28 protein-coding genes are annotated in these 20,951 nt (G+C 68.2%); 11 read left to right on the top strand and 17 right to left on the bottom strand.

The features are described from left to right. The first annotated feature begins 37 nt into the window (after positions 1 to 37). Positions 38 to 730, top strand: coding sequence for a VIT1/CCC1 transporter family protein (locus V6M45_RS00275; RefSeq protein ID WP_332653192.1), 693 nt, complete (start codon positions 38 to 40; stop codon positions 728 to 730). Here the strand turns inward: V6M45_RS00275 and V6M45_RS00270 are convergent. From V6M45_RS00270 to V6M45_RS00255, 4 genes are all read right to left on the bottom strand, one after another. Next, complete coding sequence (locus V6M45_RS00270) at positions 727 to 909, bottom strand: DUF3606 domain-containing protein (RefSeq protein WP_013269402.1); 183 nt, start codon at positions 907 to 909, stop codon at positions 727 to 729. The two genes, V6M45_RS00275 and V6M45_RS00270, sit on opposite strands and share 4 nt — an antisense overlap. Positions 910 to 1,013: 104 nt before the next feature. Continuing rightward, positions 1,014 to 1,778, bottom strand: coding sequence for a hypothetical protein (locus V6M45_RS00265; RefSeq protein WP_332653191.1), 765 nt, complete (start codon positions 1,776 to 1,778; stop codon positions 1,014 to 1,016). Between the two features lie 2 nt (positions 1,779 to 1,780). After that, positions 1,781 to 2,650 (bottom strand): NAD(P)-dependent oxidoreductase, encoded by an 870-nt coding sequence (locus tag V6M45_RS00260; protein ID WP_332653190.1) that lies wholly within the window; start codon positions 2,648 to 2,650, stop codon positions 1,781 to 1,783. A gap of 8 nt (positions 2,651 to 2,658) precedes the next feature. Continuing rightward, positions 2,659 to 3,159: a flavin reductase family protein gene (locus V6M45_RS00255; protein ID WP_332653189.1), complete on the bottom strand. Its 501-nt coding sequence runs from the start codon at positions 3,157 to 3,159 to the stop codon at positions 2,659 to 2,661. 143 nt (positions 3,160 to 3,302) lie between these two features. On the opposite strand from V6M45_RS00255, the gene V6M45_RS00250 reads away from it, so the two are divergent. Both V6M45_RS00250 and V6M45_RS00245 read left to right on the top strand, forming a co-directional pair. Beyond that, positions 3,303 to 4,205: a flagellar motor protein MotB gene (locus tag V6M45_RS00250; RefSeq protein WP_332653188.1), complete on the top strand. Its 903-nt coding sequence runs from the start codon at positions 3,303 to 3,305 to the stop codon at positions 4,203 to 4,205. Between the two features lie 120 nt (positions 4,206 to 4,325). After that, positions 4,326 to 5,060 carry an arginyltransferase gene (locus V6M45_RS00245; protein WP_442880503.1) on the top strand — a complete coding sequence of 245 codons (735 nt, stop codon included), beginning with the start codon at positions 4,326 to 4,328 and terminating at the stop codon, positions 5,058 to 5,060. Here the strand turns inward: V6M45_RS00245 and V6M45_RS14300 are convergent. The 7 genes from V6M45_RS14300 to V6M45_RS00210 all read right to left on the bottom strand — a co-directional run bounded on the left by V6M45_RS14300 (position 5,057) and on the right by V6M45_RS00210 (position 11,600). Next, positions 5,057 to 6,082, bottom strand: coding sequence for a M48 family metallopeptidase (locus V6M45_RS14300; protein WP_442880501.1), 1,026 nt, complete (start codon positions 6,080 to 6,082; stop codon positions 5,057 to 5,059). The two genes, V6M45_RS00245 and V6M45_RS14300, sit on opposite strands and share 4 nt — an antisense overlap. Positions 6,083 to 6,085: 3 nt before the next feature. Continuing rightward, positions 6,086 to 6,664, bottom strand: coding sequence for a LemA family protein (locus V6M45_RS00235; protein WP_332653187.1), 579 nt, complete (start codon positions 6,662 to 6,664; stop codon positions 6,086 to 6,088). A gap of 88 nt (positions 6,665 to 6,752) precedes the next feature. Then, complete coding sequence (parC, locus tag V6M45_RS00230) at positions 6,753 to 8,954, bottom strand: DNA topoisomerase IV subunit A (RefSeq protein ID WP_332653186.1); 2,202 nt, start codon at positions 8,952 to 8,954, stop codon at positions 6,753 to 6,755. A 172-nt stretch (positions 8,955 to 9,126) separates the two neighbouring features. Next, positions 9,127 to 9,423: a hypothetical protein gene (locus V6M45_RS00225; RefSeq protein WP_332653185.1), complete on the bottom strand. Its 297-nt coding sequence runs from the start codon at positions 9,421 to 9,423 to the stop codon at positions 9,127 to 9,129. Positions 9,424 to 9,690: 267 nt separating this feature from the next. Further along, positions 9,691 to 10,422, bottom strand: a complete 732-nt coding sequence (gene recO / locus V6M45_RS00220) for a DNA repair protein RecO (protein WP_332653184.1) — start codon at positions 10,420 to 10,422, stop codon at positions 9,691 to 9,693. A gap of 43 nt (positions 10,423 to 10,465) precedes the next feature. Further along, entirely contained in the window at positions 10,466 to 10,927 is a 462-nt protein-coding gene (locus V6M45_RS00215; RefSeq protein WP_332653183.1) for a nuclear transport factor 2 family protein, read from the bottom strand. A 61-nt stretch (positions 10,928 to 10,988) separates the two neighbouring features. Beyond that, the gene (locus V6M45_RS00210) at positions 10,989 to 11,600 is read right to left on the bottom strand and encodes a flavodoxin family protein (protein WP_332653182.1); all 612 of its coding nucleotides are present in this window, start codon (positions 11,598 to 11,600) and stop codon (positions 10,989 to 10,991) included. Positions 11,601 to 11,726: 126 nt separating this feature from the next. On the opposite strand from V6M45_RS00210, the gene V6M45_RS00205 reads away from it, so the two are divergent. The 7 genes from V6M45_RS00205 to V6M45_RS00175 all read left to right on the top strand — a co-directional run bounded on the left by V6M45_RS00205 (position 11,727) and on the right by V6M45_RS00175 (position 15,640). Beyond that, on the top strand, positions 11,727 to 12,074 hold the full coding sequence (locus V6M45_RS00205; protein ID WP_332653180.1) for an ArsR/SmtB family transcription factor: 348 nt from the start codon (positions 11,727 to 11,729) through the stop codon (positions 12,072 to 12,074). Continuing rightward, on the top strand, positions 12,058 to 12,561 hold the full coding sequence (locus V6M45_RS00200; RefSeq protein WP_332653179.1) for an SRPBCC family protein: 504 nt from the start codon (positions 12,058 to 12,060) through the stop codon (positions 12,559 to 12,561). The genes V6M45_RS00205 and V6M45_RS00200 overlap by 17 nt, the downstream gene beginning before the upstream one ends. Before the next feature lie 40 nt (positions 12,562 to 12,601). Continuing rightward, positions 12,602 to 13,081: an SRPBCC family protein gene (locus tag V6M45_RS00195; RefSeq protein WP_332653178.1), complete on the top strand. Its 480-nt coding sequence runs from the start codon at positions 12,602 to 12,604 to the stop codon at positions 13,079 to 13,081. 75 nt (positions 13,082 to 13,156) lie between these two features. Then, positions 13,157 to 13,600, top strand: coding sequence for a VOC family protein (locus V6M45_RS00190; RefSeq protein ID WP_332653177.1), 444 nt, complete (start codon positions 13,157 to 13,159; stop codon positions 13,598 to 13,600). Continuing rightward, positions 13,597 to 14,526, top strand: coding sequence for an alpha/beta fold hydrolase (locus V6M45_RS00185; RefSeq protein WP_332653176.1), 930 nt, complete (start codon positions 13,597 to 13,599; stop codon positions 14,524 to 14,526). Before V6M45_RS00190 ends, V6M45_RS00185 begins: the two co-directional genes overlap by 4 nt. A 23-nt stretch (positions 14,527 to 14,549) precedes the next feature. Further along, positions 14,550 to 15,242, top strand: coding sequence for a dihydrofolate reductase family protein (locus tag V6M45_RS00180; protein WP_332653175.1), 693 nt, complete (start codon positions 14,550 to 14,552; stop codon positions 15,240 to 15,242). Beyond that, a complete protein-coding gene (locus V6M45_RS00175; RefSeq protein WP_332653174.1) occupies positions 15,239 to 15,640 on the top strand; it encodes a YybH family protein in 402 nt (133 codons plus the stop codon). Before V6M45_RS00180 ends, V6M45_RS00175 begins: the two co-directional genes overlap by 4 nt. Positions 15,641 to 15,689: 49 nt before the next feature. Here V6M45_RS00175 and V6M45_RS00170 read toward each other — a convergent pair whose 3' ends face one another. The 4 genes from V6M45_RS00170 to lepB are packed head-to-tail and all read right to left on the bottom strand — an operon-like array spanning position 15,690 to position 19,471. Then, positions 15,690 to 16,919: a serine hydrolase domain-containing protein gene (locus V6M45_RS00170; protein WP_332653173.1), complete on the bottom strand. Its 1,230-nt coding sequence runs from the start codon at positions 16,917 to 16,919 to the stop codon at positions 15,690 to 15,692. A gap of 4 nt (positions 16,920 to 16,923) precedes the next feature. Continuing rightward, complete coding sequence (gene era, locus V6M45_RS00165) at positions 16,924 to 17,871, bottom strand: GTPase Era (protein ID WP_332653172.1); 948 nt, start codon at positions 17,869 to 17,871, stop codon at positions 16,924 to 16,926. Next, on the bottom strand, positions 17,868 to 18,587 hold the full coding sequence (gene rnc, locus V6M45_RS00160) for a ribonuclease III (RefSeq protein WP_332653171.1): 720 nt from the start codon (positions 18,585 to 18,587) through the stop codon (positions 17,868 to 17,870). The genes era and rnc overlap by 4 nt, the downstream gene beginning before the upstream one ends. Next, positions 18,587 to 19,471 carry a signal peptidase I gene (gene lepB / locus V6M45_RS00155; RefSeq protein ID WP_332653170.1) on the bottom strand — a complete coding sequence of 295 codons (885 nt, stop codon included), beginning with the start codon at positions 19,469 to 19,471 and terminating at the stop codon, positions 18,587 to 18,589. The genes rnc and lepB overlap by 1 nt, the downstream gene beginning before the upstream one ends. Between lepB and V6M45_RS00150 the strand changes: the two genes are divergently transcribed. Continuing rightward, entirely contained in the window at positions 19,472 to 19,804 is a 333-nt protein-coding gene (locus V6M45_RS00150) for a hypothetical protein (RefSeq protein ID WP_332653169.1), read from the top strand. It abuts the gene before it with no gap. Between the two features lie 5 nt (positions 19,805 to 19,809). Here V6M45_RS00150 and acpS read toward each other — a convergent pair whose 3' ends face one another. Both acpS and V6M45_RS00140 read right to left on the bottom strand, forming a co-directional pair. Further along, positions 19,810 to 20,211, bottom strand: a complete 402-nt coding sequence (gene acpS / locus V6M45_RS00145) for a holo-ACP synthase (RefSeq protein WP_332653168.1) — start codon at positions 20,209 to 20,211, stop codon at positions 19,810 to 19,812. After that, complete coding sequence (locus V6M45_RS00140) at positions 20,208 to 20,945, bottom strand: pyridoxine 5'-phosphate synthase (RefSeq protein ID WP_332653167.1); 738 nt, start codon at positions 20,943 to 20,945, stop codon at positions 20,208 to 20,210. Before V6M45_RS00140 ends, acpS begins: the two co-directional genes overlap by 4 nt. Positions 20,946 to 20,951 lie beyond the last annotated feature (6 nt).

Raw genomic sequence — 20,951 nt, 5'->3', positions numbered from 1 at the left:
GCTTGCGCCGGCGTCGAACGTCGCGCTCACTGCCCGCATGAGAAGCCATCGCGAAACCCATCTGATCTCCCGCGTCGGCTGGATGCGGGCCGCCGTGCTGGGGGCCAATGACGGGATCGTCTCGACCGCCAGTCTGATCGTCGGCGTCGCAGCCGCCGGTTCGTCCAAGTCGGCCATCCTGGTGGCGGGCGTCGCCGGACTGGTCGCCGGGGCGCTGTCGATGGCGGCCGGGGAATATGTCTCGGTCAGCTCCCAGTCGGACACCGAGAACGCCGACCTGGCCCGGGAGCGGGCCGAACTGGCCTCGGCGCCGGAAGCCGAACACCGGGAACTGGCCGACATTTACGTGGGACGCGGCCTGACTCCGGATCTGGCGGACCAGGTCGCCACCCAGCTGATGGCGGCCGACGCCTTGGGGGCCCATGCGCGGGACGAGCTGAATATCTCCGAGATCACCACGGCCCGGCCGCTGCAGGCCGCCTGGACCTCGGCCCTGACCTTCGCCATCGGCGCCGCGGCGCCGCTGGCGGCCGTGGCGCTGTCGCCGACGGCCTGGATCGTGCCGGCGGTCAGCGTTCTGTCGCTGTTCTTCCTGGCGGTCCTGGGGGCGCTCGGCGCCGGCGCCGGCGGCGCGGCGATGCTGCGGCCGGTGATGCGGGTGGTGTTCTGGGGCGCCGTCGCCTTGGCGGTCACCGCCGGCATCGGGCGCGTGTTCGGCGTGGTGGCCTAGCGCTTCTTGCCCAGTTCGGCGGCGATGTCCTTGACCATCCGGCCGGCCTTGCGGTGGGCGGCGGTGATCTGGTCGCGAGTGACGCCCCAGCGCTTCATCCAGTATTCGACGGCCTGACGCTCCGACAGATCGAGACGGTCCTTGTCGATGAAGCCGCGCTTGTCCTTGAGGCCCGCCATGATCGCTCCTTGTCCGCGGGAATCCGTAGCGCGAGGAGAGCCGGATGGCGAGGCCCCGACGGCGCATCAGAAATGCGCCTAAGATATATTATGTGAAATCCGAATCAGAGATCGGACACCTCGGCGGATCTCCGCTTGCCCAGCTCAATGATCGCCTGCGCGAAGGCGAGCACTATCACAGGCGCTGCATCTTCAGCGAAAACAGGTGACCGCTTCATCGGCTTCGTGTTTCCCGCGCCGCCATGCCGGCCGTCGATGCTGGTGAGCGCCGGATTGTTGATGGTGCCCCTGAAGCGCTCCGTAAACCCGCCCGAAGGAGCTTGCCCTTCACGATCGACGGCGTCAGGCCCCCAGCCAAGCTGCGCCTTCATAAACTCGCAGAGCTTGTAGAGTTCCGCGCCGGTCGGACCGTGTCGACCGAGCGACTGCAACCGATGCTGCAAAGCTTCGTCGTTCCGGGCCAGAAATATCGCGGAGTCCACAAGCGACCCGGACAGCATGTCCGCCTGCGATTTACGAAGCGGCGAACGCAGGACCGCGCCATCGAAAGGACTGACGCGCCAGTCTCCACTGAAATGCGCAGTCCGCCCCCCGCTGCCGGAAAGCGCACCGGGACTCACCGAGGGAAAATCGGGTCCGTACCCGGCGATCATTGCTCCGTGCCACAGGGCCAAAAGCGCACTGGCCCGATCCTCGACGTGCCGGACAACCTCCAGCGATTCCAGATGCGGGGAGGCCCAATGGTAACTGGAAGGGCCGTCTTCGACCTGCTCCCAAACACTGATGTCGATACCTGCGCAGTGCCGCATGTAGCCGTTCACGGCCGCATTGGGGACAGCGATCTCGGCTTGCCACTTGAAATGCCGCATTGTCAGCCCTTCGGTCGGGGCCGCTGAAGCCGCGCCGCAAGACTGGAGGTGTCCCAGCGCGATCCGCCCATGGACTGCACTTCGGAATAGAACTGGTCGACCAAGGCCGTGAGCGCCAGGTGGGCGCCGTTGGCGCGGGCCTCGTCGAGCACCAGCCCCAGATCCTTGCGCATCCAGTCGACGGCGAAGCCGAAGTCGAACTGGCCAGCCGCCGCAGTCTTCCAGCGGTTGTCCATCTGCCAGGACTGGGCCGCCCCCTTCGAGATCGCCTCATAGACCGCATCGGTGTCCAGACCGGCGGTCTGGGCGAAATGAACGGCTTCGGCGAGGCCCTGGACCACGCCGGCGATGGCGATCTGGTTGACCATCTTGGTCAACTGGCCGGCGCCGGACGGGCCCATCAGCTTCACGGCCTTCGCGTAACACATGAGGATCGGCTCGACCCGCGCCAGCGCCGCCGCGTCGCCCCCGGCCATGACGCTGAGCTGGCCGTTCTCGGCCCCCGCCTGGCCTCCGGAGACCGGCGCATCGATGAAACAGGCCCCCTGCCCCGCGGCCAGCTCCGCCATCTCGCGGGCCACACGGGCCGAAGTGGTGGTGTGATCGACGATGACGGCGCCGGGGCCCAGCGCCGGCAGGGCCGCGGCGACGACCGCCCGCACGTCGTCGTCATTGCCGACGCACAGGACGAAGAGCTCCGCGCCCGCGGCCGCGTCCCCGACCGTCGCGGCGAACCGACCGCCCGTGGCCTGCGCCCAGGCCTGCGCCTTGCCGGGCGAGCGGTTGTAGCCGGAGACCTCGTGGCCGCCCTCGACCAGATGGCGCGCCATGGGCCCGCCCATCACGCCCAGCCCCGCGAATCCGATTTTCATGTTGCGCCTCAGCTCGTCGGTTCGATCGCGGCGCCGTAGCGGCCGCGGTAGTAGGTCAGGGCGTCGCCGGGCCGGGTCTCGAACCCCTTGACCTCGCCGACGATGGTCAGATGGTCGCCCATGATGATCCGGTCGCGGGCGACGCAGTCCAGCCGCGTCAGGGCGTTCTTCAGCCGCGGAGGCTCAGGACTGGAGCTGTCGAACTCGTCGGAGGACAGCTGGCAGACGCCCCAGGCGAAGCGGTCGGACAGCTCGCGATCCTCGACCGGGAGGACATGGACGGCGAACCGTTCGGCGGTGGCGAAGGCGTCGTGGCGCCAGGAGGCCCGGTCGAGGCACCACAGGATCAACGGCGGGCGCAGCGAGACTGAGGTGAAGGAGTTGACGGTGATGCCGAACGGCCCTTCGTCAGTCTGGGCCGTGACCACGCAGACGCCGGTGGCGAAGCCGCCCAAGGCCTGCCGGTAGGCGGCGACATCGAACGCGTCAGGGGTCGCTGAAGGGATCACCCGGAACGACTAGGCGAGGCCCCGCGCGGCGGCAAGTTCAGATTCTTGACGGCCGGCCGAACGTGGCGAACGCGTATCGCAAACGGGTTCTTAACGCCGACTGCCGACTCTGGGAGCAACCAGCTGTTTCGCGAGTCCCGCCCATGTCCATGAGCGATCGTCCGATCCTCATCAAGAAGGTCAAGAAGGTCGCCGGTCACGGCCACCACGGCGGCGCCTGGAAGGTGGCCTATGCGGACTTCGTGACCGCGATGATGGCCTTCTTCCTGCTGATGTGGCTGATCAACACGACCGATCCGGAGCAGAAGCGCGGCATCGCCGAATATTTCGCTCCGGCCAGCGTGTCCGCGACCAGTTCCGGGTCCGGCGGCATCCTCGGCGGCACCTCGCTGGGCGACGACGGCGCCAAGGGGTCCGGGTCCCAGTCGATCATCAGCCAGCTGGCTCCGGAAGCCCCGCCGGACGCGCCGCAGGAGGCCGGCCAGAGCCAGAGCCTCGCCGCCGCCAGCGAGGCGGCCCTGCGCGACGAGATCGCCCGCCGCGAGGCGGCCGAGTTCTCGTCGGCGGCCGAATCCCTGCGCCAGGCCATGCAGTCGATGCCGGAGCTGGCGGAACTGTCCAAGCAACTGATCATCGACCAGACCCCGGAGGGACTGCGCATCCAGCTGGTCGACCAGGAAGGCCGCTCGATGTTCGAGACCAATTCGGCCCGCCCGAACCCACGGGCGCAGCTGCTGCTGCGGGCCATCTCGAAGGTCATCAACCAGCTGCCCAACCGCATCTCGGTGACCGGCCACACCTCGGCCGCGCCCGGATCGAGCCGCGCCAGCGGTCCGAACGACTGGACCCTGTCGTCCGCGCGAGCCAACGCGTCACGGCAGATCCTCCAGGCCGCCGGAGTCGATCCCGACCGGGTCTACCAGGTGTCCGGCAAGGCCGGATCGGATCCGCTTTATCCCGACGATCCGACCCTGGCCGGCAACCGCCGCATCGCCATCGTGCTGCTGCGCGAGGCTCCGGTGCTGCCGACGGACACCAGCCTGTGATCGCGCTCGGGTCACACGGGCGCCGAAGGGACTTGCCTGACGGCGCGGCCGGGAGTCAGATCGGCTGATGTCCAGACGGGCGCCAAACTGTTGTCGGAATTGGGTGGGGAGCTGCCGCCCGTGACCCAGTTCGTACCGACGCGCCAGCTTCGCTTCTACATGACCTCGGTGGCTCCGTGCCCCTATCTGCCGGGCCAGACCGAACGGAAGGTGTTCGCCAACCTGCCGTTCAGCGAAGGAGCGCACGTCAATGACGAACTGACCCAGGCGGGTTTCCGGCGCAGCCAGAACATCGCCTATCGCCCGGCCTGCGAGGGCTGCGACGCCTGCGTCTCGGTCCGGTTGCCCGTGGCCGAATTCAGCTTCTCCAGGTCCGAACGCAGGACGTTGAGGCGCAACGAGGATCTGACCCGAGACCTGGTCGAGGCCGAGGCGACCGTGGAGCAGTTCGACCTGCTGCGGCGCTATCTGAACGGCCGCCATCCAGGCGGCGGCATGAGCACCATGGGCTGGATCGACTACGTGGCCATGGTCGAGGACACGGCGGTCCGGACGCATCTGATCGAGTATCGACTGCCCTCGCCCGACGGCGGACCGGGCGATCTGGTCGGCGTGTGCCTGACCGACCTGCTCTCGGACGGGCTGTCGATGGTCTACAGCTTCTACGATCCGGCGCTGGAGGCGCGCAGCCTTGGGCGGTTCGCCATCCTGGATCATGTGCGGCAGGCCGCGGCCGTCGGCCTGCCATTCGTCTACCTGGGCTACTGGGTCCAGGGCTCGCAGAAGATGGACTACAAGGCCGGATTCCGGCCGCTGGAGCAGCTCACCCGGATGGGCTGGGAGCGCTTGCCCTAGCCGGTCATCGGCACGGAGGCGTCGGAACGCGAGACCCCCTCCCCGCCCGACCAGGGCCCCGGATCGCGGCCGCCGCCGAACTTCACCAGGGCGTCGATGCGCTTGCCGATCGGCGGATGGCTGGCGAACAGCCCCTCGAGGCCGACGCCGTCGGGCTGGTTGTCGAGAAACAGCTGCTGCACCTCGTCCGGCCCCTTGAGCGAGGAACGGCCTTCGATCTTGCGCAGGGCCGAGATCATGGCGTCCGGGTTCTTGGTCAGCTCGACGGCGCCGGCGTCGGCGACAAACTCGCGGGTGCGCGACAGCATCATGCGGATGACGAAGGCCAGGACGAAGCCGATCACCGCGAAGGCGATCCCGATCAGGATGAGCGGGCCAGCGTTCTTGTTGTCGCGCCGGCCGCCGCGACCGGAATAGACGAGGCCCCGGAACACCAGTTCAGCAATGACGCTGATGATGCCGGCGAAAATCGAGGCGATCACCATGGTCCGCACGTCCTTGTTGATGACGTGGGTCAGCTCGTGGGCGAGCACCGCCTCGATCTCGTCGCGGCTAAGGGTGTTCACCAGGCCGCGGGTCACGGTGACGCTGTAGCGGCCTTCGTGCAGACCGGTGGCGAAGGCGTTGAGGCTGTCGCTCTCGATGATGCGCAGGGTCGGGGTGCGAAGGCCGCGCGAGATGGCGAGGTTTTCCAGCAGGTTATAGAGTTGGGGTTCGGTCCGCCGCTCGACCTTGCGGGCCCCGGTCATGACGTCGATCATCGCCTGATTGCCGAAATAGGCGATGGCGAACCAGATCGCGGCGATGACGAACGCCGTCGGCACGGTCCAGCCCAGCCAGGAGGCCGCCAGGGCCATGTCGTCGCCCAGACCCCGGCCCGTGCCGGGCAGGAAGCCCAGCCCCATCAGGATCAGCTGCACCCCGTACAGGATGAAGACCATCAGCACGGGGAAGCCGGCCAGCAGCAGGATCGAGCGGGTGTTGTTCGCCCAGATGTGGGTCTGGAGCCCGACGGCGCCCATGGATCAGGCCTGGAAATTCACCGTCGGCGGGGCGGCGGTCATCGTGGCGCGATCAGCCTCGCCCACATCGAAGAACGGCTTGTCCGAGCCGAAGCCCACCATGGCCGCGAACAGCACCGTCGGGAACTGCCGGCGCACGGCGTTGAACTCGCTGACAGCATTGTTGAAGAAGCGGCGCGCGGCGGCCAGCTTGTTCTCGATGTCCGACAGCTCGGCCGAGAGCTGCTGGAAATTGGTGTTGGCCTTGAGGTCCGGATAGGCCTCCGACAGGGCGAACAGCCGCCCCAGGGCGCCGGTCAGCATGTTCTCGGCCTGGACCTTGTCATTGACCGAGGTCGCGCCGGCGGCGGCGGCGCGCGCCTGGATGACCGAGTCGAGCGTGGCCCGCTCATGGGTGGCGTAGCCCTTCACCGTCTCGACCAGATTGGGGATCAGGTCCTGGCGCTGCTTCAGCTGGACGTCGATATCGGCGAACGACTGGTCGGCGCGCTGATCGAGGGCGACCAGCCGGTTGTAGGCTCCGACGACGAGGAAAAGGACGACGGCGACGATGACGCCGATGACGATCAGGGTCGTGAGCATGACGATCTCCAATCCCGGCCGGGCTCCGGCCACAGGGGAATATGGGGCCGGCGTCGGGCGACGGATAGTGAAATCGGCGTTAGCCCCTTCACCGGAACTTTCTCAGCCCCCGCGGGCCCTGCCGCCCGGCCCCGGCGCGCTTGCCGAGCCAGTCCTTCCAGTCGGGCCAGTTGCGGCGACGGCCGCCGCCGTCGACCCAGTCCGGGCCCGTTTCGGCGTTGAACACGGTCACGTCGGCCAGGCCGCCCTGTTTGTAGGACTGCAGCTTCACGCCCTTGCCCCGGCCCATCTCGGGCAGGTCCGCGAGCGGGAAGATCAGCGTCTTGATGTTGTCGCCAATCGTGGCGACGTGATCCCCGGACACCCGCAGGGCCGCCAGCATCTCGCCGTTCAGCACCTGCTTGCCGCCGCGCTTCTGGGCCAGCAGCTCGTCCTCCGGAGCGATGAAGCCATAGCCGGCCTTCGAGGCGATCAGCAGCTTGCCGCCCGGCTGGTGGGCCAGCAGGTTGACGATGTCGGCCTTCTCGTCGAGGTCGATCATCAGCCGCAACGGCTCGCCGTGGCCGCGGCCCGAGGCCAGCTTGTCGGCCCCGACGGTGAAGATGCGCCCGTCCGAGGCGGCGACCAGCAGCTTGTCGGTCGTATAGCCGGGCACGAGGAAGGCCAGGCTGTCGCCCTCCTTGAACTTGAGTTCCGACGGATCGTCGACCTTGCCCCTGGCGGCGCGGATCCAGCCGCGTTCCGAGAGGATGACAGTGATCGCCTCGCGCGGGATGAAGGCCTCGATCGAGGCGATGGCGGCGCTGTCGACGGCCTCGGCGATGGTGGTCCGGCGGGGCGAGATCAGGGCCTTGCGGACCGCCTCGAGATCCTTGCCGATCTGCTTCCACTGCTTCGCCGGCGAGGACGACAGTGATTGCAGGGCCGCAAGTTCGTCGGACAACGCTTTGTATTCATTTTCAATCGCCATCTCCTCGATCCGCGCCAGCTGGCGCAGGCGAGTGTCGAGGATGTAGTCGGCCTGGGCCTCGGTGAGGCCGAAGCGGGCGATCAGGACGGCCTTGGGCTGTTCCTCCTCGCGGACGATGCGGATCACCTCGTCGAGATTGAGGAAGACGATCCTCAGGCCCTCCAGCAGGTGCAGCCGCTTCTCGACCCGCTCGATGCGCCACTGGGCGCGGCGGACCAGAACCTCGCGCCGGTGATCCAGGAAAGCCTGCAGACAGGCCTTCAGCCCCATGACCCGCGGCGTACCGGTGGCGTCCAGCACGTTCATGTTGATCGGGAAGCGGACCTCGAGGTCGGAGAGCCTGAACAGGCTCTCCATCAGCACCTCCGGCTCGATGGTGCGGGACTTCGGCTCCAGCACCAGCCGGATGTCCTCGGCCGACTCGTCGCGGACGTCACCCAGCAGGGGCGCCTTCTTGTGCTCGATCAGGTCGGCGAGGTCGGCGATCAGCTTCGACTTCTGCACCTGGTAGGGCATTTCGGTGACGACGATGCGCCAGACGCCCCGGCCGAGGTCCTCGGTCTCCCAGCGCGCGCGCAGGCGCACGCCGCCGCGGCCGGTCTCATAGGCGTCGAGGATGGAGGCGTGGCCCTCGACGGCGACGCCGCCGGTCGGGAAGTCGGGCCCCGGTACGATCTGGGCCAGTTCCTCCGTCGTCGCCTCGGGACGCTCCAGCAGCAGGTGACAGGCATCGATCAGCTCGCCCGCATTGTGCGGCGGGATCGAGGTGGCCATGCCGACGGCGATGCCCGACGAGCCGTTGGCCAGCAGGTTGGGGAAGCCGGCGGGCAGGACGACCGGCTCCTCGTCCTGGTCGTCGTAGGTGGCGCGGAAGTCGACCGCGTGCTGGTCGATGCCGTCCATCAGCAGGACAGCGGCGTGCGTCAGCTTGCACTCGGTGTAGCGCATGGCCGCGGCGCTATCGCCGTCGATGTTGCCGAAATTGCCCTGGCCGTCGACCAGCGGATAGCGTTGTGAGAAGTCCTGGGCCAGGCGAACGAGCGCATCGTAGATCGAGGCGTCGCCGTGCGGATGGTAGCCGCCCATGACCTCCCCGACGACCTTGGCGCATTTGCGCGCCGCCGCCTGCGGGTTCAGCCGCATCTGGTGCATGGCGTACATGATGCGCCGGTGCACAGGCTTGAAGCCGTCGCGCACGTCCGGAAGGGCCCGGTTGGTGATGGTCGACAGCGCATAGGCGAGATAGCGGCGCGACAGCGCCTCGCTCATCGGCTCGTCTATGATGCGTCCGCCCTCGGGCGGCGGGGTGTGAACGGTCATGGGGTCCGAATCGGAAATCTGAGCCCCGGAGTCTAGCGGGCAACCGTCCCGCTCGGGCTAAATTTCGGGGGACGCTTCATCCCTTCGGCGCCCGACTCATCCCGCCCGGCGCGCGGAAGACGCCCTGGCCGGTGGCCAGGGCGTCCGTCAGACTGGTCTCCAACCGAATAGATCAGCACCTGTTCGCGATTCTCATCCAGTCGGTATAGCTCTCCAGCCAGTAACGATTTCCGGTCGATCTGTAGCGGGCCAATGCCGCCCGGGCCTGCGACAAGGCGAACCCGCAGACATCCATGGGCATGTTCGTCGTGGCGTCGTCGTCCAGCGGCATGAAGTCCCCGGAAGGCGGAGCCGTCGGGTCAATGGCCCCGGGCGCCGCCTCTTGGGCGGCGGCGGGCACGGAGCCCAGCAGCGAGGCCGCAACCAGGGCGGCGGCGGTCAGGGCGGTGAGTTTCCTGTGTACGATCATGGTCGAGAGGCTCTCCAAAGGGAGGAGCGATTTTGCTCCCGGCTCCCGAGCCAATAGCGCCGCGCAAGACCGGTCAACCGCGCAACATAGTATATAGCATACCTATTGTAGTTTAAAATGCTTAACCACTGCAATATATCGGCAATACATCGCTCGCCGTTATACCATCGAGAAAGATCATATCTTCCGCGTTACAGTTCACTCACATTTCCGTGGAACTATTCACCCGGCACGAACCGCCGCGCACCTCCCGGCCGGGGCGCCGATCTAGAGCCGACCCGCCTCGCCCAGCTTGTCGATCATCCAGACCCGCGCCGGCGGGATCGGCCGGTTCTGTGGGTGGAAGACGAATTGTTCGAGGAAGTGGCCGGTCAGGGCCAGGCCGGCGCCGACGTCCCCCTGCCCCAGTCCGGCCTGGGCGCCGAGCATGAAGGGCGGCAGGGTCAGCAACTTGTCGGCATAGGGCTCTCCGGCCTCGCGGCCGACCGCGCGGCCGGTGCGGGGGCTGACCCAGACGAGGTCGTCCATGGTGCCGGTGACGGCGCAGCGGGACAGATCGAGGCCGAAGCCCAGATCCTCGAGCAGGCCCGCCTCGAAGCGCACGAAGATGGCGGGCCAGACCTCCGGCAGGGCGAAGGCGCCCATCAGGGCCTCGAAGGCGAGGAAGGCGCCGGGGTGCGGCTCGCGTTCGGGCAGCGCGCCCTGGGCCACCGAAGCGGCGGCGGCGAGGCCCGTCAGGGCCAGCGGGTCGTCGAAAAGGGCGCTGGGCCCCTCCCCCACCGGCTCCAGTCGAGCCGAGCCGAGATGGTCCGAGGTGCGGGCCCGATAGTCGGCCGTCACACGGGCTCCGGCCTGCAGGAAGGGTTTCATCCGCCGCGACGCCCCGCCCGCGACATAGGCCGCGCGGCGGCCGTGCTCCCCGGTCAGAAGCTCGACGACCACGCCGGTGTCGCCGTGGGCGCGGGCGGAAAGGACGAAGGCGTCGTCGGTGAAGTCCATCGTCTCCGTTAGCCCGGCGCGTGGAAGTTGGCCATACGTTCCGCTATTCCGTCGGCTTGATCGCCTCCACCACGGCGCGCGCGCGGTCGTTCGGCACGGCGAAGCTGAGGACGTACTGCTCGATCTTCCAGCCCGTACGCGTCTTGCGCAGCACGCCCGAGCCGCGGGTGACGCCATAGGACTCGCTGTCGAGGACCTCGTCGAACCAGGCGATGCACAGGCAGGCGATGGGGGCCAGGGTCACCGTCCGTTCGACCGGGGTGTAGGTCCAGCCCTGGCCGCGGGCGAAATACGGTTCGGCGTAGGCGCGAAACTCCGACAGCGTCCAGCGCTCCGCGGCGTCGGTGCCGATGAAACGGGCGTCGGGCGTGAACAGGGCGAAATAGGCTGGCCCGTCCGCTCGCGACGCCGCCGCGTGCAGGGCGTCGATGGTGGCGGCGACCTCCGCCTCGGGGGTTTCGACCGGGGCCAGGGCGAGGGCGAGGGCGGCGACGAGTTCCAGCATGACGGGCTCTCCGATGGATCGACCAGAGCTAACCCAGTGGCGCCCCGCGCGGAAGCCCGCGCTATTCCGCGCTCTCGGGAACCGGGTAGGTGTCCGGCCGGAGCACCTTCGCCAGGGCGAGCAGATTGCGAGCGGCGTTGCGACCAACCCGGTCGGAATAGTCATGACCCTTGTCGGTCTCGACATAATCGGGGCCCGGGCCGGGACCCAGATGCCAGTAGGTCCAGCTCTGACCCGGAATGGTGAAGCCCATGTCGATCAATCCCTGACAGACGGTGGCGACGATGTTGTGGGCGCCGTCCTCGTTGCCGGTCACGACCACCCCGGCGACCTTGCCGAACGCCACGGGCCGGCCGCTGTCGTCAGTCTCGGAGAAGAGTGCGTCGAGGCGCTCAAGCGCGCGCAGGCAGACGCTGGACATCTGTCCCAACCAGGTCGGCGTGGCCATGATCAGGATGTCGGAGGCCATCAGTTTCGCGTGCACGGCAGGCCAGTCATCGCCCTCGCCTTCGTCGGTCCGCACGCCCGGCTTGAGGTTCAGGTCGACCAGACGAACCAGTTCGACGGCGACCCCGCCGCTCTCCAGCTCGGCCATCACGACCCGGGCCAGGGCTTCCGTGCTTGAAGTCTCCGGGGAGGCTTTCAGGGTGCAGTTGAGGATCAGGGCCTTCATCGCGTCTCTCCGTTCCGGGAGGCAACACCGCCCGTGCCCGGCTGTTCCGATGGTTACTTAACCGGTCGGTTGACAAGGGGGCCCATGCGGTGCATTTAACCTAACAGTTAGATAAGAAGCGGAGCCATGCAGACCGATCCCCTCAGCGCCAAGTTCGCCGCCCTGGCCGACCCGACCCGTCGGGCCATCCTGGCGCGGTTGTGCGAAGGCGAGGCCAGCGTCAACGACCTGGCCGAGCCGTTCGACATGAGCCTGCCGGCCGTATCGAAACATCTGAAGGTGCTGGAGAAGGCCGGCCTGATCAGTCGCGGCCGCGAGGCGCAATGGCGCCCCGCCCGCCTCGAACCGATGGGGCTGAAAGGCGTGGCCGAATGGCTGGAGCACTACCGCCGCTACTGGGACGCCAGCTTCGACCGCCTCGACGCCTACCTAAAGAAAATCCAGAAAGGAGACCCCGATGGCCAAGGACACTGAAGACAACCTCTGCCACACCGATGGCGTGGCGCACGAGCATGTACTGACCCTGCGCCGCGTCCTCGACGCCACGCCGGAACGGATCTGGAAGGCCTGGATGACGCCCGAGCTGCTCCAGCAGTGGTTCGCGCCCAGGCCGTGGACGATCTCGGATGTGCAGCTCGATCCACGCCCCGGCGGCGTGTTCAACTTCGTCATGCACGGGCCGGACGGCGAACGCTTTCCCAACAGCGGCATTTTTCTGGAGGCGATCCCGAACCGCCGCTGGATCACGACCGACGCCCTTACCCCCGACTGGCGGCCCGCCGGCCAGCCCTTCATGGTCGGCACGGTCGAGCTGACCCCGCGCGAGGACGGCAAGACCGACTATGTCGCCACGGCGCGCCACTGGAACGCCGAGACGATGAAACAGCACGAGGCCATGGGCTTCCATGAAGGTTGGGGCACGTGCGCCGACCAGCTGGCCGAACTGCTGAAGACCCACTGAGCCTCCCCGGCCGCGACCGGACCCGTTGAAGAGCCTGCCCATGACCCTGGTAGAAAACGTCGCCAGTCGGCCCACCCTGCGGATGCAGCGCCATTTCGATGCGCCGCGAAGCCTGGTGTGGCGGGCCTGGACCAATCCGGAGATCATGGTGCTGTGGCTGGGTCCGGTCGAATGGCCGGCGGTCAGCGCCACACAGGACCTGAGGGTCGGAGGGGAATGGCGGGCCTGCCTGCGCTCACCGGCCACCGGCCAGGACCTGTGGCAGGGCGGCGTCTACCGCGAGATCGTCCCCGAGGAGCGGCTGGTCTTCACCTTCAAATGGGATGAGTCGCACGAGGACGGGCCGCCGGTGGACACGCTGGTGACCGTGGTGCTGAGCGACGCGCCGGACGGCGGCGCCCTGATGGACTTCACCCACGAGGGGCTGAAGTCGGAACAGAGCCTGACCGGCCACAAGCACGGCTGGACCAGCACCTTCGAACGGCTGGAGGCCTTCCTGGCGCAAGGCGGGGCGGACTGAGACCGCTCCGGACACAGATCAGTAGAGACGCCCCGGCGTCACGCGTTTGGTTCAACCGGCTCGAGGAGCAAGACCATGAAGATCGTGACCAGCCTGAGCTTCCGCGGACAGTGCCGCGAAGCCTTCGAATTCTACGCGAAAGTCCTGGGCGGCGAGATCACCGCCGCCATGCCCTATGGCGACGCCCCGCCCGACATGCCGATCAGCGATCCCAGGTACAAGGACTGGCTGATGCACTGCTGGCTGCAGGTCGGCGACCAGGCGATCATGGGGGCCGACATGGACGTCGACTGGGCCCCCGGGATCGACAAGCCCAGGAACGGCTTCGACGTGACCCTGCACACCGAAGACGCGGCCGAGGCGAAGCGCTGGTTCGACGCCCTGTCCGAGGGCGGCAAGGCCGTGATGCCCTTCGCGGAGACCTTCTGGTCGCCAGGCTTCGGGGCGCTGGTCGACAAGTTCGGCGTGCCGTGGATGGTCAACACCATCCCCGCGACCGACGGAAATCCGGGCCAATGAGACTGTTCCTGCTGACCGCCGCCGCCGCACTGGCGTTGGCCCTGCCCGTCTCGGCGCAGACGGGCGGGGCGGCGACTGTCGTCGCGAGCGCCCAGGCCTCGCCGCGCATGGACTCGGCCCCGGTCGACGGCGGCGAGATCCGATATTTTGTCCACGGCGACCTGGCGTCGGGCAAGACGCCTCTGCTGGTGCTGCACGGCGCCTTCATGAGCTCTGACGCAATGAAGCCGCTGACCGACCTGATCACCGACCGCCCCCTGATCGTGGTCGATCAGCGCGGCCACGGCCGCACTGGCGATCTTCCGGGTCCGATCACCTATGAGGCGCTCGCGGACGACGCCGCCGCCGTGCTGGCCGACGCCGGCGTGCCGAAGGCCGACGTGATGGGCTATTCGATGGGCGCGGCCGCGGCCCTGCAACTGGCCCTGCGGCACCCGGAGCGGGTCGATCACCTGGTGCTGGCCTCGACCAGCTTTAACGAGGCCGGCAACCTGCCCGGCTTCGTCCAGATGATGGATAGCGTCACGCCCGAGGTGTTCGCCGGCACGCCGATGGAGGCCGAATTCAAACGGCTGGCCCCGAACCCCGACGCCTTCGCCTCGGTGGTTGGGAAGATCAAGGTCATGGACCACGGCCAGGACTGGCCGACGGAGCAGATCCGCGCCCTGACCTCGCCCACCTTCATCATCGTCGGCGACCACGACATCGTCCGGCCCGAACACGCCGTCGAGCTGTACCGGCTGCGCGGCGGCGGCGACACGGCCCGCGCCTCCCGGCCCTTCCTGACCGAGGCCCCGCCGGCGAGGCTGGCCATCCTCCCCGCCAGTTCGCACGTCGAGGTGTTCGGCGATCCGGTTCTGCTGGCGGCGATGATCCTGCCGTTCCTCGATGACCAGACCCGCCCCCCGCCTCCGGGCTTCTTCTGAACACCCGACGCGGAGCCTCGACCATGCGCAAGATCAGAACCGCCACCTTTGTCAGCCTGGACGGCGTCATGCAGGCGCCCGGCGGCCCCACCGAGGACCCGACCGGCGGCTTCGCCTTCGGCGGCTGGGTGTGGCCCTATTTCGACGAGAAGGCCGGCGGGCTGATGGGGGAGGCCATGGGTGAGGACTATGACCTGCTGCTGGGCCGCCGGACCTATGAGATCTTCGCCGCCTACTGGCCGTACCGGGACGACGAGATGGCCCGCACCTTCAACGCCATCGACAAATACGTCGCGGCGGGGCCGGAGACGCCGCTGACCTGGGCTCGCAGCCACAGGCTGGAAGGCGATCTGGCCGAGGCGGTGCGAGCCCTGAAGGCGACCGAAGGCCGCGACCTGCTGATCCAGGGCTCCAGCGAGGTAATCCACACCCTGCTGGCCCACGACCTGATCGATCAGCTGACCCTGCTGACCTTCCCGGTGATCCTGGGCTCGGGCAAGCGGCTGTTCGATGCCGGTTCGCGACCCCACGCCTGGACGCTGACGAAGACCCGGCAGTCCGGGTCGGGGGTCGTGGCCCACACCTACGAACGCACCGATCAGCCCCCGCAGACAGGCACGTTCGGCGAGATCGAACCTGGCGAGGCCGAGCTGGCGCGGCGCGAGCGGTGGGCGCTGGAGGATCGGGCCTCTGGCGCGGCCGGAGATGGATCATGACCGATGACGAAGCGGCGATCCGTTCGCTGATCGATCGTTGGGCCAGGGCAGTTCATGCCGGCGACATGGACGCCGTTCTCGCCGACCATGCCGACGATATCGTGATGTTCGACGTGCCGCCGCCGAATGAGGTCCGTGGCAAGGCCGCCTATCGCGACACCTGGCCGCCCTTCTTCGAGTATCAGAGGCAAGGCGCCGTGTTCGATATAGACTCGCTGCACATCACGGCCGGAAGCGATGTCGCCTTCGCTCACGCCCTGCTCCGTTGTGGAACAGAAGAGGGGTTCCGCCACGACCCGGACAACCGGCTCCGGCTCACCATCGGATTGCGGAAGCTGAACGACCGCTGGACGGTCACACACGAACATCATTCCTTCCCGCTCAGTGATCCCGGCTGACGTCCGGCGCCGTCACGGCGCTCGCGGGCCCTGTTGGCGAGGGCCGGGCCTAGCGGTTCATCGCGGTCGGAAACGACCGGCCGAGAGCCTCGGCCATGCCCTGCTGCGACAGCAGGAAGACGGCCTCGCGCTGATGGAAATTGTTCGACAGCACGATCACCGTGACGTCCGCGTCCGGCTGGTGGGTGATCAGGTTGCGGAACCCCGACCAGCTGCCGGTGTGGTAGATCTGGCGGTCGAGGAAGTCGGGTCGCACCTGCCGGCCAAGGCTGTTGGTGAACAGGCCGTAGCCCCAGTCGCGGCGGGGCCGTCCCCGCTCGTCGGGCGTGTCTGCCGGGGCATGATCGGCGATCATCTGCGCATAGCTTTCCGGGCTCAGCAGCCGGCCGCCGTGCAGGGCGCGGTTCCATACCAGCAGGTCGTCCAGGGTCGAATACAGGGCGCCGGCCGCGAAGATGATGCTGACGTTGTGGTCCGGCTGCGGGGTCGGGCCTCCGCCGCCCAGGTTGGCGTAGCCCATGACCACGTCCGACGCGTCGTCCTCGACACCCGTATCGGCCATGCCAAGCGGCGCGAAGAAGGCGTCACGCAGATAGTCCCCGAGCGGAAGACCGCTGGCCTTCTGGACCACATGCCCCAGCAGATTATAGGCCGCGTTGTTGTAGCGAATCTTCGTGCCCGGCGGAAACTGCAGGCCGTACTGCATGGATTCAGCTGTCAATTCGTCCGGCGTAGCAGCGGTGACGCGGCGCAGACCCCAGCCGGGGCGCGCCATCAGATCGGGGATGCCGGAGGTGTGCGACAGCAGGTGGTGCAGCCGGATGGGCGCCCAGGCTTCCGGACAGGCTTCCACCCATCGGCACAGCGGATCGTCGACCGACAGCACCCCCTCGTCCTGCAGCCGCAGGATGGCGGCGGCCGTGAACTGCTTGCTGACCGAGGCGAGGCGGAAGCGGGAATCCAGCGCCAGCGGCTTGCCCAGGCTGCGGTCGGCATAGCCATAGACCTGGCGGAACAGGACCTGGTCGCCCTTCGCCACCAGCACCCCGCCGGTGAAGGCCCCGGATCCGCCCCAGCGCTCCAGCTGTTCGGTCAGCTGCGGCAGGTCCTGCACCACGACCAGCGGCGGCCGCGGCGGCGGAGCCTCCGCCGCCGGGGTCTCGGGCGGCGGCCGGACCGTCGTCCAGCCGATCAGGCCGGCGACGAGGATCAGCAACAGGGCGAGGAAGGCGATCGCCAGGCGGGGGTGACCGCCCGAGTGTCTGGGAACGTGGAACAAGAGCCTAGACGTCGTAGTCCAGCCCGAACTGGGCGTAGAGGGCGCGGCTGTCCTGCCACTTGGGGTCGACCTTGACCGTCAGGAACAGGTGCACGGGGCGGTCCAGCAGCTCGGCCAGTTCCTCGCGCGCTTTCTGGCCGATCCATTTCAGCGTCTGGCCGCCCTTGCCGAGGACGATGGGCCGCTGGCTCTCGCGCTCGACGTAGATGGTCTGTTCGATCCGGGCCGAGCCGTCCGGCCGGTCCTCGAAAGCGGTGGTCTCGACCGCCGCCGAATAGGGCAATTCCTCGTGGACCCGCAGATAGACCTTCTCGCGGGTGATCTCGGCGGCCAGCACCCGCATCGGCACGTCGGCGGACTGGTCTTCCGGATACAGCCACGGTCCCGGCGGCATGGCGCGGGCGAGACGTTGCTTCAGGTCGTCGACGCCGTCGCCGCTCAGGGCGGAGATCATATAGACCTCGGAGTAGACGCCGGTCTCGAACAGCCGCTGGGACAGGGCCAGCAGGGTGTCGCGGCGCATGCCGTCGATCTTGTTGAGGGCCAGGATGACCTGTTTCCCGGCGGCCTTGAGGGCGGCGATGATGGTCTCTGTGTCCTCGGCCGAGCGCCGGTCGGCGGCCTGGCCTTCCTTGCCCTCGGCGGCGATGTGCGAGGCCGCGTCGATCAGGTGCACGACCACGTCGGCGTCGTCGGCGCCGCCCCAGGCCGAGGCGACCATGGCCCGATCCAGACGCCGGCGCGGCGTGAAGATGCCGGGGGTGTCGACCAGCACGATCTGGGCGTCGCCTTCCATGGCGATGCCGCGCACGGGGAAGCGGGTGGTCTGGACCTTCTGGGTGACGATCGAGACCTTGGTTCCGGTCAGGCGATTGACCAGCGTGGACTTGCCGGCGTTGGGCGCGCCGATGATGGCGGCGAAGCCGGCACGCTGGTTTTGGGGTTCGGTCAAATCACGCCTTCACGCTGCAGCAGGCCGACGGCGGCCGCCTTCTCCGCGTCCTGACGCGAACGGCCCTGCGCGGTCAAGGGCGGATATCCGGCCACGCTGGCTTCGACGGTGAATGTCGGGGCGTGATCCGAGCCGGTCCGCTCGACGATCCGGTAGGTCGGCAGGGGTTTTCCCTGCCCCAGCGCCCATTCCTGCAGGGCCGATTTCGGATTGGTCAGCGACCGGCGCGGCGGCGCGGCCAGTTCGGCGGCCCAGGCGCGCTCGAACACAGCGCCGGCGGCCTCGATGCCGCCGTCCAACCAGGCCGCGGCCAGGATCGCCTCCATGGCGTCGCCAAGCATGCCCTCACGGCGGCGGCCGCCCTGTTTGGCCTCGCCGGGCGACAACCGCATGGCGTCGCCGACGCCCAGGGATTCAGCCGCGCGGGCGCAGGTCGCCTTGTCGACAAGGGCGTGCAGCAGCGAAGACATCTCGCCCTCGTCGGCGGCGGGGTAGTCGCGCATCAGCCGGTCGGCGACCAGCAGACCGAGAACCCGGTCGCCCAGGAACTCCATCCGCTGGTTGTCGAGAAACGGCCGGCCGCGGGCGTCGCGCTCGGCCCCCTCCCCCACGCTGGCGTGGGTCAGGGCCTGATCCAGCAGCGATGGATCGCGGAATTCGTGGCCGAGTTTGCGCGCCAGCGCCGCGACAGCCTGCGCCCGCCGGTCAGCCGCCATCAGTTCAGGATGGTGAAGAACCGGCTCGGACGGACCTTCGACCAGCTGAGAGGGTTCCACAGCGAGGCGCCGGGCTTCCACGAGAACAGGATGATCTCGGCCTTGCCGATCAGGTTTTCGGCCGGCACCAGGCCGACGCCGTTGGCGTTCTGGTCAAACCGGCTGTCGACAGAGTTGTCGCGGTTGTCGCCCATCATGAAGTAGTGGCCCTCCGGCACCTCGAACACGTCCGTGTCGTCCGCGACATTGCCCGGACCGAAGTCCTGAATGGTGAAGGTCTTGCCTTCCGGCAGGGTCTCGCGCGCCGTAATCACGGGCATGCCGAACATGGTCGATGCGTCGTCGCCGCTGATGACCAGGTCGCGCACGGGCTGGCCGTTGATGTGCAGCACATTGTTGATCATCTGCACGCGGTCGCCCGGAAGGCCGATCAGGCGCTTGATGTAGTCGGTTTGGTTGTCACGCGGCAGTTTGAACACGACGATGTCGCCGCGCTCGGGCTCCCGGGCGAAGACGCGGCCGTCGAACACCGGCGGGCTGAACGGGATGGCGTGCTTCGAATAGCCGTAGCTCCACTTCGACACGACGATGTAGTCGCCCTCGTAGAGGTTGGGCTCCATCGAGGCCGACGGGATGGTGAAGGGCTGGAACAGCAGCACCCGCAGCACGAAGGCGATCAGCAGGGCGAAGAAGACGGTCTTGATGATCTCGAAGGTCTCGTTGCCGCCGCTCGACTTGCCCTTCTTGCGGTCCTTCTTGCCGCGCGCATAGACGGGCGTGGCGTCGACGTCCTCGAACGGGGCGTCGCCGGAGTCGCTCCACACCGGCGATTTCGAAGCGGCGGCGGCCGCCCCGGCGGCGACGGTCGCCTCGGCCGGGGTCACATGGGCGTCGTGATGGTCATGAGCATCATGGGCGTCCGCCGCATGACCGTGATCCGCGTGATCGTCGGCCGCAGGCTCGTCGTGACGGGCGTGCACGTCGTGGGCGTCGTGCCCGTGATCGGCGTGGTGGCCGTGGTCGTCATGACCGTGCGCGTCTGCGGCAGGCCCGGAATGCGCCTCGTGGCCGTGGACATCGCCGACCGGCGGCGCGTGGTCGTCGTGACCGTGCCCGGCGTCGTGGCCGTGGTCGTCGTGCGGCTTGTGCTCGTCGCTCATCTTGACCCTGTTCCCCCAGCCGCTGTTCGCGGTCTTTCAGCGGCAAAACCGGTATAACGTGATTAAGCCATCGGCAAGGCTTCGATCACCACGAAGGCGAGTGCATAGGGGTGTTCGTCGCTGAGGGTCAGGTGTATCCGCGCTTCGTGACCAGCTGGCGTCAGCCGCGCGAGGTGCTCCGCGGCGTGGCCGGTCAGGGCCATGGTCGGCTGGCCGGACGGCAGGTTCACCACCCCCATGTCGCGCCAGTAAACGTCCCTGCGCATGCCGGTGCCCAGCGCCTTGGCGCAGGCCTCCTTGGCCGAAAACCGCTTGGCGTAGCTCCAGGCCGGGTCCGGCTTGCGGTCCGAGCGGGTCCGCTCCAGCTCGGTGAAGCAACGCAGCCTGAAGCGGTCGCCATAACGGTCCAGCGACGCCTGGATGCGGCGAATGTCGGTCAGGTCGGCGCCGACGCCGACGATCACGCGGCGGCGTCCATGGCGGCGCGCATCCGGTGGATGGCCGCGGTCAGACCGACAAAAACGGCCTCGCCGATCAGGAAGTGGCCGATATTGAGCTCGCGCACCTCGGGGATGGCCAGCATGTCCGCCGCGGTGTCGTAGTCCAGCCCGTGGCCGGCGTGCACCTCCAGACCCAGGTCCACGGCCCGACTGGCCGCGGCTTGCAGCCGCGCGAACTCGACCGCCCGCTCGTCTCCCGACAGATGGCAGTAACGCCCGGTGTGAAACTCGACGACATGGGCGCCGACGGCGCGGGCGGCATCGACCTGCTCCAACGCCGGCTCGATGAACAGGGAGACGCGGACGCCGGCTTCCGCCAGGGCCTTCGCCACCGGCGCGATCCGCGCCTCGTGCCCCGCCACGGCGAGACCGCCCTCGGTCGTCACCTCCTCGCGCCGCTCGGGCACCAGACAGGCGGCGTGCGGACGATGGCGCAAGGCGATGGTCAGCATCTCGTCGGTGACCGCCATCTCGAGATTGAGGGGGCGGCCGGCGACGGCGCAGAGCTCGCTCAGGGCCTCGATGTCGGCGTCGGTGATGTGGCGCCGGTCCTCGCGCAGGTGGGCGGTGATGCCGTCGGCCCCGGCGGCCAGCGCCTCGCGCGCCGCGCGCGCCGGATCCGGATGGGTTCCTCCGCGGGCGTTCCGGACCGTGGCGACATGGTCGATATTGACCCCAAGACGCACCGGCGAGACCATGGCCTT

It is taken from the genome of Brevundimonas sp. (genome assembly GCF_036676055.1).
In the GTDB taxonomy this organism is placed as follows: Bacteria; Pseudomonadota; Alphaproteobacteria; order Caulobacterales; family Caulobacteraceae; genus Brevundimonas.
This window is presented reverse-complemented; position numbering and strand designations above follow the sequence as displayed.